Origin of the sequence: Akkermansia sp. JRP_AM1, assembly GCF_049262625.1 — a bacterium.
In the GTDB taxonomy this organism is placed as follows: Bacteria; Verrucomicrobiota; Verrucomicrobiia; order Verrucomicrobiales; family Akkermansiaceae; genus Akkermansia; species Akkermansia massiliensis.
Window position 1 is genome coordinate 1915267 of sequence record NZ_CP118234.1, and the last position, 15258, is coordinate 1930524.

At 58.6% G+C, this 15258-nt stretch carries 13 protein-coding genes and 1 pseudogene; 8 read left to right on the forward strand and 6 right to left on the reverse strand.

Annotated features, from left to right (window positions below; translation table 11 throughout):
- The first annotated feature begins 175 nt into the window (after positions 1-175).
- Genes PVA48_RS09065 through PVA48_RS09075 form a run of 3 tightly spaced genes read left to right on the forward strand, consistent with a single transcriptional unit; the run spans position 176 to position 3242 of the window.
- On the forward strand, positions 176-2131 hold the full coding sequence (locus tag PVA48_RS09065; protein WP_423231624.1) for a ligand-binding sensor domain-containing protein: 1956 nt from the start codon (positions 176-178) through the stop codon (positions 2129-2131).
- An 11-nt stretch (positions 2132-2142) separates the two neighbouring features.
- Complete coding sequence (locus PVA48_RS09070) at positions 2143-2718, forward strand: hypothetical protein (protein ID WP_423231625.1); 576 nt, start codon at positions 2143-2145, stop codon at positions 2716-2718.
- The gene (locus tag PVA48_RS09075; RefSeq protein WP_102726592.1) at positions 2715-3242 is read left to right on the forward strand and encodes a hypothetical protein; all 528 of its coding nucleotides are present in this window, start codon (positions 2715-2717) and stop codon (positions 3240-3242) included. Before PVA48_RS09070 ends, PVA48_RS09075 begins: the two co-directional genes overlap by 4 nt.
- A gap of 335 nt (positions 3243-3577) precedes the next feature.
- Here PVA48_RS09075 and PVA48_RS09080 read toward each other — a convergent pair whose 3' ends face one another.
- A complete protein-coding gene (locus PVA48_RS09080; protein WP_102728481.1) occupies positions 3578-5575 on the reverse strand; it encodes a beta-N-acetylhexosaminidase in 1998 nt (665 codons plus the stop codon).
- 237 nt (positions 5576-5812) lie between these two features.
- Between PVA48_RS09080 and PVA48_RS09085 the strand changes: the two genes are divergently transcribed.
- Complete coding sequence (locus PVA48_RS09085; RefSeq protein WP_146018241.1) at positions 5813-6601, forward strand: hypothetical protein; 789 nt, start codon at positions 5813-5815, stop codon at positions 6599-6601.
- Between the two features lie 43 nt (positions 6602-6644).
- Here PVA48_RS09085 and PVA48_RS09090 read toward each other — a convergent pair whose 3' ends face one another.
- On the reverse strand, positions 6645-7244 hold the full coding sequence (locus PVA48_RS09090; protein ID WP_102728482.1) for a M15 family metallopeptidase: 600 nt from the start codon (positions 7242-7244) through the stop codon (positions 6645-6647).
- A 201-nt stretch (positions 7245-7445) separates the two neighbouring features.
- On the opposite strand from PVA48_RS09090, the gene PVA48_RS09095 reads away from it, so the two are divergent.
- The 4 genes from PVA48_RS09095 to PVA48_RS09110 all read left to right on the forward strand — a co-directional run bounded on the left by PVA48_RS09095 (position 7446) and on the right by PVA48_RS09110 (position 11849).
- A complete protein-coding gene (locus PVA48_RS09095; RefSeq protein WP_180971086.1) occupies positions 7446-9236 on the forward strand; it encodes a chloride channel protein in 1791 nt (596 codons plus the stop codon).
- Positions 9237-9433: 197 nt separating this feature from the next.
- Positions 9434-10960, forward strand: a complete 1527-nt coding sequence (locus PVA48_RS09100; protein ID WP_102728562.1) for a sigma-54 interaction domain-containing protein — start codon at positions 9434-9436, stop codon at positions 10958-10960.
- Complete coding sequence (locus tag PVA48_RS09105) at positions 10957-11310, forward strand: squalene/phytoene synthase family protein (RefSeq protein ID WP_423231626.1); 354 nt, start codon at positions 10957-10959, stop codon at positions 11308-11310. The genes PVA48_RS09100 and PVA48_RS09105 overlap by 4 nt, the downstream gene beginning before the upstream one ends.
- Positions 11301-11849 carry a phytoene/squalene synthase family protein gene (locus PVA48_RS09110; RefSeq protein WP_423231627.1) on the forward strand — a complete coding sequence of 183 codons (549 nt, stop codon included), beginning with the start codon at positions 11301-11303 and terminating at the stop codon, positions 11847-11849. The genes PVA48_RS09105 and PVA48_RS09110 overlap by 10 nt, the downstream gene beginning before the upstream one ends.
- A 282-nt stretch (positions 11850-12131) precedes the next feature.
- On the opposite strand, the pseudogene PVA48_RS09115 reads toward PVA48_RS09110, so the two are convergent.
- The 4 genes and pseudogenes from PVA48_RS09115 to PVA48_RS09130 form a co-directional block, all read right to left on the reverse strand.
- Positions 12132-13064 (reverse strand): annotated as a pseudogene (locus PVA48_RS09115) (glycoside hydrolase family 75 protein); the annotation flags it as partial.
- The gene (locus PVA48_RS09120; protein WP_423231628.1) at positions 13061-13426 is read right to left on the reverse strand and encodes a hypothetical protein; all 366 of its coding nucleotides are present in this window, start codon (positions 13424-13426) and stop codon (positions 13061-13063) included. The pseudogene PVA48_RS09115 and the gene PVA48_RS09120, both read right to left, overlap by 4 nt.
- On the reverse strand, positions 13423-14268 hold the full coding sequence (locus PVA48_RS09125; RefSeq protein ID WP_022397735.1) for an SDR family NAD(P)-dependent oxidoreductase: 846 nt from the start codon (positions 14266-14268) through the stop codon (positions 13423-13425). Before PVA48_RS09125 ends, PVA48_RS09120 begins: the two co-directional genes overlap by 4 nt.
- Positions 14269-14706: 438 nt before the next feature.
- The gene (locus PVA48_RS09130) at positions 14707-15129 is read right to left on the reverse strand and encodes a DUF6941 family protein (RefSeq protein ID WP_102728484.1); all 423 of its coding nucleotides are present in this window, start codon (positions 15127-15129) and stop codon (positions 14707-14709) included.
- Positions 15130-15258 lie beyond the last annotated feature (129 nt).

The following is a 15258-nucleotide window of genomic DNA, read 5'->3' on the forward strand; positions in this document are numbered from 1 at the left end:
TGAATGACTTATATATTTGACTGTAAACCGATTGTGTGGTTTTTTGATTGGATAAAATTGAGAATAACTTGGAAATGGGGTTGACGTCGGCAAAATACGATAATATTCTCACATAATAATCAGGAAATAATTGGTTATGTTAATTAAATTCAAACATTTCATAGGAACACTCGCATTGGTTTTCCCCCTGCTGGGGGGATGGTCCGCAGGAGAAGTCAAATCCGTCCAGATCCCGGAACAACTGCCGGAATGCCCGGTGCGCTTTATCCGCGGTACTCTGGTGGCGCAGGATGGAGCTATATGGGCCGTGGGGGAGAGGGAAAGCGTTTACCGCCTTCAAGTCGGCGACAGAGCGTACGAGAAGTCGTGGCTCAACATGGATTATTATTCCGGCTTTCCCAAAGGGAAGAATTTCACCTGCATTGCGGAGGACAGGCAGGGCCGCATCTGGGTGGGCACGGACGACAGCGGCGTGGCCGTTTTCAACGGGAGGGAGTGGAAGACGTATGACCGCGGCAATGCCCTGAACGGAGAGCATGTTTATGCGCTGGCCGTCTCTCCCGTTTCCGGGGAGGTGGCCGTTGCCACGTCCGGAGGCGTGTCCGTTTATGATCCCGGAAATGATTCATGGAAGGCGCTGGACCGGTCTACGGGACTGGTGGAAGACCAGGCGGCTTCCGCCGGCTTTGACGCCAGGGGGAATCTGTGGCTGGCCTATGCCTGCGGCGGTATCTCGTATTCACCGCGCAAGTCGGGGTACATGCAGTGGAAGAACGTGCAGGCGCCGTGGTACTGGGACAACAAGCAGTTTGCCCGGCAGCCGTACCAGCCGTATGGGGACGGGCTGCCTTCCAATATCTGCAATGTTCTGGCCTGTACGGAAAAAGACCAGGTGCTGGTAGGCACCTGGTCCGGCCTGGCGTACAGCAACGGCATCAGCTCCTGGCGTTTCTTGCGCGGCCGGGATTATGCCCGGAAGAATAGTAATCTGTATGGTTCCGCTGCGCGGAAGACGGCCGTTCCGGGTGAGGGAAATGCCAAAATGCTGTCGGAAGACTTCGTGTCTTCCATCCTCCGGCAGGGAAAGGATATTTTCATCGGCTACCGGACGCAGGGAGTGGACGTGCTGGATGCCGAAAGGATGACGGTGCGCCGGAGAATCAGGAAGGGACTGGAAAATACGGATGTCCCCTCCCTGCTGGCGCTGAAGGACGGAAGTGTCTGGGCGGCGACGTATGGGAAAGGGCTTGTCAGTCTGAAAAAGGGTTCCCTGTCTTATCAACTGGACAGGAAGCAGCAGGACGATGAGATTCCGTTCCCGTCCCCGTCCCGGATGGAAGACCCTGCCGCAGTCCTGAGGAGGCTGGAAAAGCTGGGAGCGGATGCGCATGCGGGGAAGAGCATTGTGTTCCGCGGGGAGGACTGGTCCACGAAGGGGGACTGGTGCGGGAGGTACGGCCTGACGCGCGCCACGCTGTGCGCCACGAATGCCCCCATGAGCAATTCCGAGTTTAAGGCCAAGACCGTGTCGTTCCGAACCCTTTCCTCCGTTCCGGGTTATCCCGGATACCAGGGGGCCGTGTCTTCTTACTGGATCCAGGGATTGATGGGGCTCAACCGCAACAAGGGGGATGCCCTGCGCTGGTGGGTGCATAGCATCAAGGAGAATGATAACCGCAACATTCTTTTCAATCCCACGGATTCCGTGCGGACGGAGGCGGAATGGGACGACCACGGGGAAGTGTATCCGGGCTTTGTGGATGGTCCCGACATTTGGACCGTTGTGGAAGTGCCGGAGGGCGTCCATGAAATAGCCCTGTATTTCTATAATCCCAACGGTTATCTTTCCAATGAATCCAGGCGGGATTACGTGGTGGAAGCCAGAAGGCATCCTTCCACCTCCTCCCTCGTCTTCCAGTTCAACAATGTGGGAGACCTCGCGATAGGGGAACAGAACAAGTGGGGAAAGTTCTTACCGCCGCCATGGAGCAGTGGTATTCCTTCCCGGTGGAAGCGCGCACGCGCGTTTCCAGATTTGCGGGTTCCGGGGTTTATAAGAGGTTCATGTGCAGGAAGGGGGGAATCTACCTGTTCCGTGTTTGCCGCAACGGTTCCTTCAATACCATTTTAAACGGCGTATTCGTGAATGAAAAGATTCCGTGGGAAATCCGCATGCCGGAGGAACTGCCCTATTATGTGGCCGGCCAGCTCGCGGGCATTGTTCCCACTCCAGAGAGAGTGAACGGAGCCACCCTGGGGCAGAGGGAGAAGGCCGTGTGCAAGCCCCTGTATGAGCTGCAATACACGCGCAAGTACCTGACGCCTGCGGCGTGCAGCCTTCAGAACAGGTATATTCTCTCCCTGTGGCGGCAGGCCCGGGAGAACCGGGCGGAGGGCGGCTGCCTGGCGGATTGCCTCCAGTGGGAAGCCAGAGTCAGTGACGACCGGGTAAGGGCTTCCTTTGATGAAACCATGAAGCGCTCATGGGACCAGAGCCAGATTTATTACATCGGCAACCGGTCCCGGGATTTCATGCCTAATGCTCCGGGCACCGTTCCTTTCTCCCCCAGGGAACTGCGCCTCATGGCCAAGCTGCGCATCGACTGGCGGCAGTACCGGGACGATGCGAAAAATCCTCCTGAAAAAACTGTTCAGGAAATGAAGGAATTCCTCAAAAAGGAATTATTAAAACAACAACAAACCAGAAAACAACAATGAACAAAATTGCCTGTGCAATTATGGTTTCTCTCTCAGGGACCTGCTTCCTGAAAGGGGAAATAGCTCCGCCGGAAACGGAGTGGAAAGGGGCGCGCCTCATTTATGAAGGGGTCTCCATCCAGAACGAGGTGACTCTCCCTCAAAAGGGGGTCATGTACCATGATGAGGATAAATTATCCTTCAACATTACAAATGCCACCATCGAGATGACTACCAGCCTCTCCAAGAAGCCGCAATGCGGAAAGGAGTGGTGCTACAAGGGCATCAGCCACATCATTATCAAATATTGTGGTCCGATTGCCGAGCCTGATGACGGAGGGACCATCTACTTCGAGCCGACCTACAATCATCACGTTTGGTTTGATAATGACAAGTATGGACAATGGGGAATCATGTTCTCCAAAGTTTATATCATCACCCGCATCAAAAATGCGAATATCGAGGATACCAAAGACTATGGCATCAGCGGGGAGGACGGAAGCATCTTTTTCCAATACGTGGAAAAGATGATGGCTGAAATGTGAGCTGCGCCCGGTTTCCGCGGATGAAGATTATCGTCCGCTGATTCCGGTCATTCAGGCGCCGGAGGTCTGCAAGTGAGGGCCTCCGGCGCCTTTTTAATGCAACCGGAACCCGGGTTGCGCAGCTCCGGGTGAAGGCGGCAGCAATTCCGCTCTGCTTGATGGAAGGTACGGGCTTCCTGTTCGTGAAAGGCACCCTGTGCCTGGGAAACCTGATGGGATTGAAAAAGAACAATGCCTGGGAAGGATAGTCCAAGCGGCAGTATCCCGGTTGCTGAAACAAAAGCCGGAGGGCATGAAGCCCCTCCGGTTTTTGTTGCGGGTTGATTCAGCAGTTTTTAGGGCGCTTCACAGTACACCGTTCCGTAGGAGTCGCTGCCTCCGGCCCCCTTGAATCTGGCCTTGACCGTGTAGGATGCCCCTTGCCTGGCTTCCGGAACGTTCAGGATGTACTGGATATTTTTCTGATCGGTACCGCTCCTGCCCGAATGAGCGTCCCGGGCAATTTCCTTCTCACCTTCATACAGGGCCACGGATTCGATTTCAATGGCGTGTGCCCCCTTGTCGTAGAGCAGGGTCACGGTGTATTTGCCGGGAACCTTGACCAGTTTGGTGACGTCGAACGAATGCTCCTGTCCGGACAGGTCGTCAGGCGTCCATGTGCCGATCTGCGGCGTGTTGAAAAAGTCGGACTTGTCTATCCGGTTGATCACATCCCCGGCGTACTTGATGCCCATCAGGTCCATGCGCCCGCTATATTCCTTCAAGCGCTTTTTAAAATCCGGGAAATCCTTTTTCCCGGCAGGTGTCCAGCCCACTTCCGCAAAGGCGCAGGCCCGGGGGAATGCCTGGTGGTGGAGGCGCTCCGTATTGGCAATCCATTCCGTCCATACCTGCGTCCCCAGCCCCTTGACCCTGGAATGGTACTGTTCCTCCAGGCCCGGGAAAATGGGCTCGAAGCCGTATGCCTTTTGCAGGGAAATTCTGCCGTAGCTGTAATCAAGGTAAGTGGAGCTGTGGAGGGAATTGATGACCTCATGCCCGTCCTTGATGGCGTTTTTAGCCAGGTCCGTATTCCCTTTCCAGAAGTGGATGACGGCGTTCGTGTCCAGTTTGGTTCCGGCTTTGCCTCCGCCGTCCCCGTTGACGTCATGGCCGTAAATCTCATTCCAGCCCATCATGCGGCGCCCTTTTTTGGCGACGATGCCGGACATGCGGTTGGTGAAGTACATCTGGACGTCCGCATAACTCTTCATGTTGTTCTTTTTCATGAACGCCTCAATTTCCGGAACGTCCTTCCATTGCTGGGCATAGCGCACTTCATCGCCGCCGATATGGATGATCCTGCTGGGGAACAGCGCCACGACTTCGTCCAGTACGTCGGACAGGAAGGCATAGGTCTTTTCCGAGGTAGGGTCAAAGGCCGTGTTGACGATGAACGTGGTGGGCACTTCCCTGGGTGATTTCAAGCTCAGGAACGGGTACGCTGTGGCAGCCGCGCTGGCGTGGCCCGGCATTTCAATTTCAGGGACGATGGTGATATTGCGCCGGGCCGCGTATTGAACGATGTCCCTGATCTGCTCCTGGGTATAAAAGCCTTCATGCGGCGTGCCGTCGGACTTGCCGCTGTTCCACGTACCGGTTTCGGATTCCCTGCGCCTGGAACCGATGGTGGTCAGACGGGGATACTTCTTGATTTCAATGCGCCATCCGACGTCGTCCGTCAGGTGCCAGTGCAGGATGTTCATTTTCAACAGGGCCATCTGGTCGATGATCTGCTTGATGGCTTTTTCACCGAAAAAGTGGCGAACCTCGTCAATCATCAGCGCACGCCAGGAGAACCGCGGGTAGTCCACCATGTTGAACGGAGCTCCGGAAATATTCCACTGGACGGCGGATTTGTCCGCCTTCCGGTCGTGGAAAATGACGGGCATCATCTGGATCAGGCTTTGCCCGGCGTAAAAAATGCCTTTGGCATGGGCGGCTGAAAGAATGATTCCCCTGGGGGAGGATTGGATGGAGTAGGCTTCCTCCCCCTTCGCGGCCAGGGCCGGGTCCTTTTTAATGATGATGCAGGCGGCATTCTCCGGTGCTTCTCCGGGCGTTTTAAGGGGGAGGGGCAGTCCGGTTCCTTCGCCGAGCATCTGTTGCAATTGCCTGGCGCGGTTCAGGAAAGCCTTGTCCTGCGTCGCGGTAATGATGGCGGACGCCGGCGTGAGCTGGGCAGGCTTCCCGTGGAACACCGTGATTTCTGCCGGTTTCGGGATAATTTGTTCTTGCGAAAATGCCGCGGGAAGGCAGGCGGACAGAACGAGCGCGGGAATAAGGAACTTCATGAATACTGTCTTGGATACAAATCCTGCTGACACAATCTTTCAATGGAGGTTTGTTTTTTTGCTCTGGAGGCTGCATATTGTTTTTTCCATGGTGTCCCATTTTCAGAAGGCATTTTATCCGGCTGCGGGCGGAGTATCGGCTTGCAGTAAAAAACGGAGCGGGAGTACAACATGGAAGGATGCCGTCCTCGTCCGGATGCGCCGCCCCAGAAAACGCCTGTCCAACCATAAATGAATATGAAAACGAACACTGCGACTCAACTATTGCTGGCGGCCTGTGCGGGTGTGCTGTCATGCCCCGGCGCCTGGGGTTCCACGACGGTTTGCCAGGATCAGTCCTACTACCTGAAGACGGCCTGCCCCCATCCCCTTTCCCTGGCCGGCCCCACGGATGACCGGGTTTATCTGCGCTTCCAGACGGGATGGGCCAGCAAGTACGAGTGCGAGGGTCTTGACCTGTGGGACGGCTCCCTGTGCATGTTCGTTCCAGAAATACAGTACAAGGAATGGGTGGGGAAGATATGGTACGGCGTTTCCACGGACCACCGGAACCATGCGGAATTAAAGTACCGGCTGGATTACATCAAGGAGCTGGGGAACTGGACGGTGATGCCCTGGTATGAGCACAGCTTTGTTTTTCCGGGGGACAAGGGCATCCCGCGCCCCGGCCTGAAGACGACCTATCATTTTTCCGACCGCTGGTTCGGCGGCACGGACCTCTACTGGCAGTATAACAACCATACGTTCCGCGGCTATTACGCCGTGTTTGCGGGGCTGCACGAGGAGATCGCGGATTGCGTGAGGGTGGATGCCGTGGTGCGTTACGGCTACAACGGGGGGTACGTGGGCCCGGTGGTGCACCACGGATCCAACGCCCTGGATTACAACCTGAGTTTTACCTTCCGCGCTACCTCGCGCCTGACCGTGGAATTGTTCACCAACTACAGCCAGGCGCTGACCGTGGTGAAGCAGAGGGACCTGGGGGATGATTTTTATTACGGCATCAACCTGAAATATACGTTCTGACGCCCGGGCCGCTCCGGTGCCGCCTGGGGGCTTCCGCGCACTTTCACGGCCTGGCGAACTGGAAGTGCATCCAGTCGTAATTTCTCTCGCGTCCCAGGGAAAAGGCCCCCTCCTTTTCCACGATGGACCAGAAGGCATCGTATTCCGGTCCGGAAAAGACGGCTTCCGGCGTGCTCATGTACAGGGTATTGCGTTCGGGGTCCATGTCTATCGCAATGCCCCACGCGTGCAGGGACGGGCGGGAGCCTCCGCGGATGGGGCGGTTGTTGAAGCAGCCTCCGTAAACGTCCAGCCGCAGTTCGCGGATGCGCTCCATGCCGTAATGTTCCAGCGTTCGCTGGAAAATCCTGGTGAGCGGCACGGCGATGAAACGGTGGCAGGTAATGGACGCAAGCTCCGTGTCCGGGGACCAGGACGGCCTCAGCGGATAGGGCAGCGGAACCGTGACCAGGGAGGCCGGGTCCCCCGGCTGTCCGAAGATGGAATGGCCGGAAAGCACTTCCCGTTCCGCGGGCCAGACGGAGGCGGGATGTTTGAGGCCGTACAGCTGGCTGCCTGAAATGACGCAGGCAATCAGCAGAAGCGCCTGCTTCCGGAGGCGCGGGGATAGCCGTGGCGGAGGTTGCGGCGTGCGGTCAGGCATGGGAAAAGGGGTTGGGGTTCTTCCGGTGTAGCAGGTTTCCGGCGCGGTGCAGGACCTTTGCCGGGCAGGCGCCTTCTCCGGAGGGAGCGGCCTTCCGCGTCTTGCGGCCCTTCACGGATGAAGCACTGCAGGTATTTTCTGCGGCATCGAACATCCGGAGGCGTTTTTTTGTCACAATGGAATAATATTGCCGCTTTGCCCATGAATTCTCCATCCCCCCAGCCCCAGCCGCCGCCGGATTCCGTCTGGTACGGGTGGATTTTAAGGCTGTTCCATCATTGGAAGGTGGGGGAAAGGCAGGTCACTTACGTGTGGGCCGTGATTGTGGGGGTGGTGGGCGCCAGCATGTCCCTGTTTTTTGAGTGGACGGTGGAAGTGATTCAATGGCTGCTCACGGGCATCTGGTCGGATTCCCGCGTAGGCACCTTTTCCCAGGTGGAGCCTGAGTGGCGCATGTTTATTCCGGTGGTGGGCGGCCTGGCGGCCGGCTGCATCCTGCTGTTCCTGAAAAAAAGGATGCCGGGACAGGCCACGGAATACATGGAGGCCATGTCCATCGGAAACGGGCTGATCAAATTCCGGGCGTCCGCCCTGAAGGTGTTTTCCGCGGCATGGAGCATTGCTTCCGGAGCGGCCATCGGCAAGGAAGGGCCTATCATCCAGTCCTCCGCCTTGATCGCGTCCGCGGTGGGGCAGCGGCTGCACGTATCCATTCCGCGGCTCCGGCTGCTGGTCGGCTGCGGGGCGGCGGCCGGGTTCACCACGGCGTTCCATGCCCCCTTTGCCGGGTGCCTGTTCGTGAGTGAAATCATCATCGGCACCGTGAGCATGGATATTCTGGCGCCTCTGCTGATTGCCTCCTGCACCGGGTTCGCCATGCTGCACCTGCTGGGGGATCCCGCCCCGCTGTACAGTTCGCCGTTTGAAAGCTTTACCGTCTTTTCCCAGTCCCTGTGGTGCATTGCGCTGGGAGTGGCGGCCGCCGTGGCGGCCAGGGGATGGGTCAGCCTGCTGGATGTAGCTACCAGGTATTTGAACGGCCGCCAGTCCCTCCTGCCGCTGCGCCTGATGGCCGCCGGACTGGTTGTGGGGGTGCTGGCGGTTTTTTATCCGGAGGTGGTGGGCAACGGGCAGGCCCTGATTACCGGGCTGGTGGATGAAGATTACAGCACGCAGCAGGCGTTTATCCTGCTTCTGGTGAAGGTGTCCGCCGTGGCGATCGTGTTCGGCTGCGGTACGGTGGGCGGAGCCATGACGCCCACGCTGTATGTGGGAAGCATGGTCGGGTTTATTTTCAGTACGGTCCTGACGTCTCTGGGCATGGAGGGCAACCATACGGTGGCGTATGCGATGGTGGGGATGGCGGCCTTTTTTGCCGTGGCGGCCCAGGCTCCCCTGACCGCGCTGGTGATGGTGGTGGAGTTCTCCATGAGCGGGGAAATGATTTACCCGCTCCTGATCGGCGTGGTGAGCGCTTATGGAACGGGGCGGCTGATTCGCGCGCGGTCCATGTATGCCGCCAGCCTGTCCGGCAGTCCGGAGTCCGTGGTCAACCTGCCCATGGCGCAGGTCCATGTGCATGACCTGGCTCGCCATGTGGTGCCCCAGGTGGCGCCGGACGCTTCCCTGGACGACGTTTCCTCCCTGATGCTGCGGAATCCCGGAGACCTGATTTTTGTGGTGAAAAAGGACGGGACTTATGAGGGTGCCATTTATCCGGATGACTTTCTGGCTGTCCGCCGGCAGATGGAGGAAAAGGGGAAGAGCCCTCCTCCCACCGCCGGGGAGCTGATCCGCGCGGGCGCCCCCGTGCTGGATGCCGGCACCCATCTGACGGATGCCCTGAAATTGTTTGAACAGACCCATCTGCCCGCCTTTCCCGTGGTCTGGAAAAATACCGGGCGGCTGGATGGCGTCCTGTACCGCAACGCGCTGTTCCAGGTCATCACGGAAATGATGAAAAGGGAGTCCGGCGGAGACGTGGGCATGTGAAACGGGAGGAAAGAGGCGCCATGCATTACAATTTTGTAAACTTCTTTTCTCCTTCGTTCATAACAACATCAAAGTTAAGTACTAGAACGTTATCTGCATTTCCCGCGGCAGCTTTTTCCCCGGCTGCATGACGGTGGAAGAAAAAGTAGTTGGTCTGCCAGGACCGTACGGTTAATATTCGCCCAGCCCCGGACTTCATGAATGAAATAAACAAGTCACCGGATTTGGAAATGGTCGTGCTGCAGGAAATCAGCTCCGCCATTGTCAATGAACGCAACGGCACGGCGCTGCTCCGGCATATTCTGGACGTGCTCTACCGCCGCATGAAGATGCTGCGCGGCACCTTCACCATCCGCCGCGGGAACGATCTGATGATAGAAGCGTCCCACGGCCTGGACGAGCAGGAGATGAAGCGCGGCCATTACCATGTGGGGGAGGGCATTACGGGCCATGTGGCGGAAACGGGGAGGCCCCATGTGATTGAGGACATTTCCCGGGATTCCAGGTTCCTGAACCGTACCCGTACCCGCAAGAGCGGGGAAAAGGTGGCGTTCATCTGCGTGCCCATCATTCATTTGCAGCAGGTGATCGGCACCCTGAGCATTGACCGTCCCGTGGACAGGGAAACGGACCTGGAACGGGACCAGAAGCTGCTGGAGATTGTGGGCAACATCGTGGGGGACGCGCTGGCGGCCAGCCTGCAGGCGCATGAGGAACGGGCGGCCCTGATGGCGGAGAACGAGAAACTGCGCCAGCTTTTAACAACCAATCCGGGCGAACTGATCGGCAACTGCCGCCCCATGCTCCAGGTGTATGAACAGATACGCCAGGTGGCCCCCAGCGACGCCACGGTGCTGATCCGGGGCAGTTCCGGAACGGGGAAGGAGCTGGTAGCGCGCGCCGTAGTGAACCTGAGCGGCAGGAAGGACAAGCCGCTGGTGACGCTGAACTGTGCGGCCATGCCGGAAAACCTGCTGGAAAGCGAGTTGTTCGGCCATGAAAAAGGCTCCTTCACCGGAGCCACCGCCCGCCGCATCGGCCGGGCGGAGGCGGCGGACGGAGGTACCCTGTTTCTGGATGAAATCGGGGATTTGAGCCTCCAGATGCAGGTGAAGCTGCTGCGCTTTCTTCAGGAAAAGACTTTTTCCCGCGTGGGGAGCAACAGGGAGCTTCATTCCGACGTGCGCTTCATTGCCGCCACCAGCCGCAATCTGGAGGAATTGATGGCGGAAAACAAATTCCGGGAGGACTTGTACTACCGGCTGAACATTTTCCCCATCGTCATGCCGGACCTCTCCAAGCGCAAGGGGGACATCATGCTGCTGGCGGAACACTTTCTTTCCAAGTTCAACCTGAAATACGGGAAAGATATCAAGCGGCTGTCCACGCCAGCCATCAACATGCTCATGGCCTACCACTGGCCCGGCAACGTGCGGGAGCTGGAAAACTGCATGGAGCGTGCAGTCATCACGGCGCAGGACGACTGCATTTACGGTTACAACCTGCCCGCCTCCCTCCAAATGCCCAGCCATGACGCCCCGTCTTCCCGTGACGGAGAGGATCATGCGGACTTGCCGACGATGGTGGATTCCTTTGAACGGGAATTGATTGTGGCCGCGCTGAAACGCTCTCCGGGCAACATGTCCGCAGCGGCGCGGGAACTGGGCATTTCCCCACGGGTGCTCCATTATAAAATGCACAGGCTGGGCCTGCAAAAATCATGAAAGGACTTCGTCAGCTTCTGTCCGCCGTTTCCCGGTCCTTTTATTTGAGCATGCGCTTCCTGCCCCGGGAGATGCGCCCCGGCGTGGCCGTGGGCTATCTGCTGGCGCGCGCTACGGATACGGTGGCGGATACCGTGGACATGGATTGCCGGGAACGCCTGGCGCTGCTGAGGATGATGGGCGCGACGGTAGCCGGGGACGCCTCCCGGGAGGCCGCCGCCTCCTGTTTTGGCCGTCTGGGCATTCTTTCCACCGTCCAGACGCACCGGGGGGAGGCGGAGCTGCTGGCCCGTTTTCCAGAATGCCTGGCGCTGCTGGAAGCCCTTTCCCCCGTGAGCAGATGCTCGTGAGGCAGGTGCTGTCCACCATTGTGGAGGGGCAGGCGTGGGATTTGGAATATTTTGAAGCCCGTTCCTCGGTTTCATGTCCCGAACAACTGGAGCATTATACCTACATGGTGGCCGGCTGCGTGGGAGAATTCTGGACCAGGCTGGGCCTGCTGGCGCTGGGATCAGGCTTCAGCACGCAGCCGGAGGACCAGCTTTTACGCTGGGGCAGGCACTACGGCATGGGGCTGCAATTGGTGAACATTCTGCGCGACCGGGAGGAAGACCTCTCCCGTGGAAGAAGCTATTTGCCTACTTCCGATGTTCAGCCGTGGCTGGACCGGGCAGAACGCTGGCTGAAGGAAGGCGTGTTTTATGCGGAATCCCTCCGGAACGGGCGGCTGCGTTTTTCCACCGTACTGCCCGCATGGCTGGGGCTGGATACGCTGGAACTGCTCCAACGGCAGGAACAGCCGGGAACAGGAAAGGTAAAAATCACGCGCGGGACCGTTCATTCCCGCATGTGGAAGGCCTTTCTCTTTTCCTGGAAGGAAGCCCTGTAGCCTACGCGGCGGTTTTGCCGGGTTCCGGAGCGGGCGGAGTGACAGGGGAGGCTGCCGGGGCCGGATTTTCCGTCGGGGCATCCGCCTTCTTCTGGTCGTTCGCGGATGTTTCCGCAGGATTGCCGCTCCCTTGTTTGGGCGCGGGGGAGCGGGCGGCGGCTTGGGCGCCAGCAGGTCCTCCCACTGGTGGAGCTTGAAATCCTTTCCCATGCCGCCGATGTCATGGAGCAGCTCCTGGCATTTGGCTGTAAGCTTCTCGTAGTCGGGCGGTCCGGCTTCCGGATCCGCGGAACCGGGGAAGATCAGGTAGCTGACTACCAGGTCGGAAACGGGGCGGCTGTAAGGCCCCGCCTTGGGGTTGATTTCACGGCTCAGGCGCAGGGAGCCTTCCCCCGTCTTGTAGCGCGGTCCGGCGTCTCCCACCAGGGCCGGGTACAACTTGTCCCCCACGATGACGACGGCGTAATCCCCGAACTGCGGGGAAAAGGGAGAGGATTGGTTGACCACTCCCAGCGGGACCACGATGAACGGATCGTATTCCGAGATCAGGAAACTGTAGCGCTTCAATTCTTCAATGACCCGTTCCGCGTGGTCTATCTTGCGGCGCAGGGCCGGTTTTTCCGCGGCGGAGGCTTTTTCCAGCGTCTTCTTGTAGGAAGCCAGCCTCTGCTGCCAGGGCTTGAGGAGGGGATTGGGCTTGTCCGTGCGCTTCTTCCAGCGGTAGGAAGTGCTGGGCTGGTAGAAGGAGCTTTTCAGGATTTTATCCGGCATGGTGGACAGGCGGTCCCCGTCCGAACCGTCGGAAACAACGTCCATTTCACTCTGTAGCCAGAGGAGTTTTCTGCCCGTATCCGGATAGGTGGTTTCCAGAATCGTCTCCGTATCGTAGTAATTATGGCGGTCCAGGAGCTTGAGCAGGGAGGCCAGGTTCTTGCGGATTTCCGTCTGCTTGCGGACGTAAATCTGCCCGTAATAGGGGGAGACCCGCGCATGCTTGAACAGGGTGGACAGGCCGGGAAGCATGGTTCCCAGCTTGGGGTTGATGTTCAGGATGTCCTCCTTCTTTGTCAGGGCCTTGGGCTGCTTGACGTTCAGGGTGAGGGTCATCTGGTAATTGCTTTTAGTCTCCCTGTCCCTGGAAGCCAGGGTGCCGGGCTGGAAATTGACCTGCGTTTTCAGGTTCAGGCCGCGTGCCAGTTCGTAGATATTCGTCATGGCTCCCTCCGCGGGCTTCGTGGGGAGGACGGGCGGGAAGGGGGGATACTGCACCGGGGGGAGGGCAATCGTGCGCTCCGGCGTCCAAGGCGTGGCCAGCCGTGAATCTTCAGGTTCCTTTCCGGGAACGGATGGAGTAAGGGGGGCGCAGGCTCTTCCTGCCCTGGCTGTTCCGCAGGGATGGATTCATGCGGCGGATAGGCGCCGGAATCCGGGGGCGCCTGTTCGGGTTCCCCTTTCAGGGCCCGGATAATCTGGGCCGGATACGGTGTGAACAGGGATGCCGCCATGGCTGCCAGGCAGATGCAGACTGCAAGCTTGAACCAGGTGAGGCGGGGTGTTCCGCGGCGGTGTGCTTTCATGATGCTGAAGAAGGTGAATCGTTGGGGGCAGGCTGGACTTTCCGCGGGCGCCTGCCCATGAAAAAGCGGATCAGCCCCAGCGGGGCAATGCTCAACAGCAGGGCCGCCAGCCGTATCTTCATGCCGGGGAAGACACGTGCGCGCCCGCGGGACAGGGCGCGGAGGCTGTCTTTCACGACGGTTTCAACGGACGTATCAAAGGCGTTGCGGCCCGGCATCATGTTTCCGGTAAAGCCGGGGCGCCGGGCCGCTTTTCCGAAGCCCGTGGAAACCGGGCCGGGGCAGACGGCCAGCACGCGGATGCCGTGTTCGCGCAGTTCCAGCCGCAGCGCTTCCGACAGGCTGGAAACATAAGCCTTGGTGGCCGCATAAACGGCAAAATCCGGAATGGGCAGGAGGGCTCCCAGGGAGCTGAGGTTGATGATGTCCCCGCCGTTCCGTTTCATGGAGGGGATCAGCGCATGGCACAGGCGGGTGAGGCTTTCCACGTTCAGGCGCAGCAGGGCGCGGATTTTTTCCCAGCGGCCGTCCGCGAATTCTCCGTAATCCCCGGCTCCCGCATTGTTGATCAGCAGGGTTCTGCCCGGAGGAAGGCTGTCCAGATGTGAAACGAGCGTGTCCAGGGAAGCTTCATCCGCCAGGTCGCAGGGAAAGACGGAGGCGCGCAGGCCGGGGTGGCGTTTTTCCAGCGCGGCGGCAAGCTGGCGCAGGACGTCCCCGTTCCGGGCAATCAGCACCAGTTCCGCCGCATGAGGGGCCAGCGTTCCGGCAAAGGCTTCCCCGAATCCGGACGATGCGCCCGTGATGATAATCCTGTCGTACTGGAGGCGTGGGGTTTGCATGGCGGGTGGGAGCGGTTCGTATCATGGTCAATCCGGTGGGGAACCGCAATGAAAAAGGGGGCTGGAGAACGCAAAAAAGGCGCACCTCCTTTCTTTCCAAAGAGAAAAGAGGGCTGCGCCAACCATGGCGCTTCCCCACCCGGCGAAAGCCTGCCTGCGCTCTCCCGGGAAAGAGGGACTCCCGGCCCTCATAGCCATGTCCGGTTAGTAAAAGAGAAAAATGAGCCTAGGTTCCGCTTTGAAAAGCTTTTCAGTACGAAGGCCGGAAAGCCACCTCCGCTCCCGGGGGAAGGCTTTGTGAGCGAACCGGCTTTCATGGGAACATGGAACCGGTGGTTTTCATCTCCCTCCTTCGGGCAGACGGGGGCTCCATGCACCCCAACAAAAAACCGCCTGCCGGGTGAACGGGAGGCGGTTTGATGAAAAAGAAGATTATTCTTAGGCCTGGGGAGCTTCTTCCTGCACCTGCACCACGCGGAAAGGCACGCGGGAGGCCAGTTCGCCGTCAACCGTCAGGTCGATGGAGTAGTTGCCGGGCTTTTCAAAGCGCAGGCCCTGGAAGTTCATAATCAGGTTGCGGGTGAAGAAGGAGACGCCTTCCGGGAAAGCGGGCACCGGGAAGTTGATCTTGATGGGCATGCGTTCCTTGTCCAGCGGCGTGCCGTCGGCGTCAACGATGCTCAGGCCCAGTTCGTGGGTGCCTTCGTCTTCAGGAGTGAGGCAGATGCGCAGGGCAACGGCGCAGACGGGGTGCACGACGGGGAACTGACGGGCGACCAGGGAGTCAAAACCGCCCTGGATGCAAAGCTTGCCCTGGTAGTCGGCGGCGAAGTCACAAAGAGTAGAAACTAAAATATCCATGTTGTGATAATGTTGATGTATTTGGCTCGCTTTCGCATGGAAAGCATGAACATTGGACAGAACTATACTTCCTCCAGACCTATTGCAAGATAAAGCTGTAGAAAATATTGTCATTTCTCCGTGAAATTC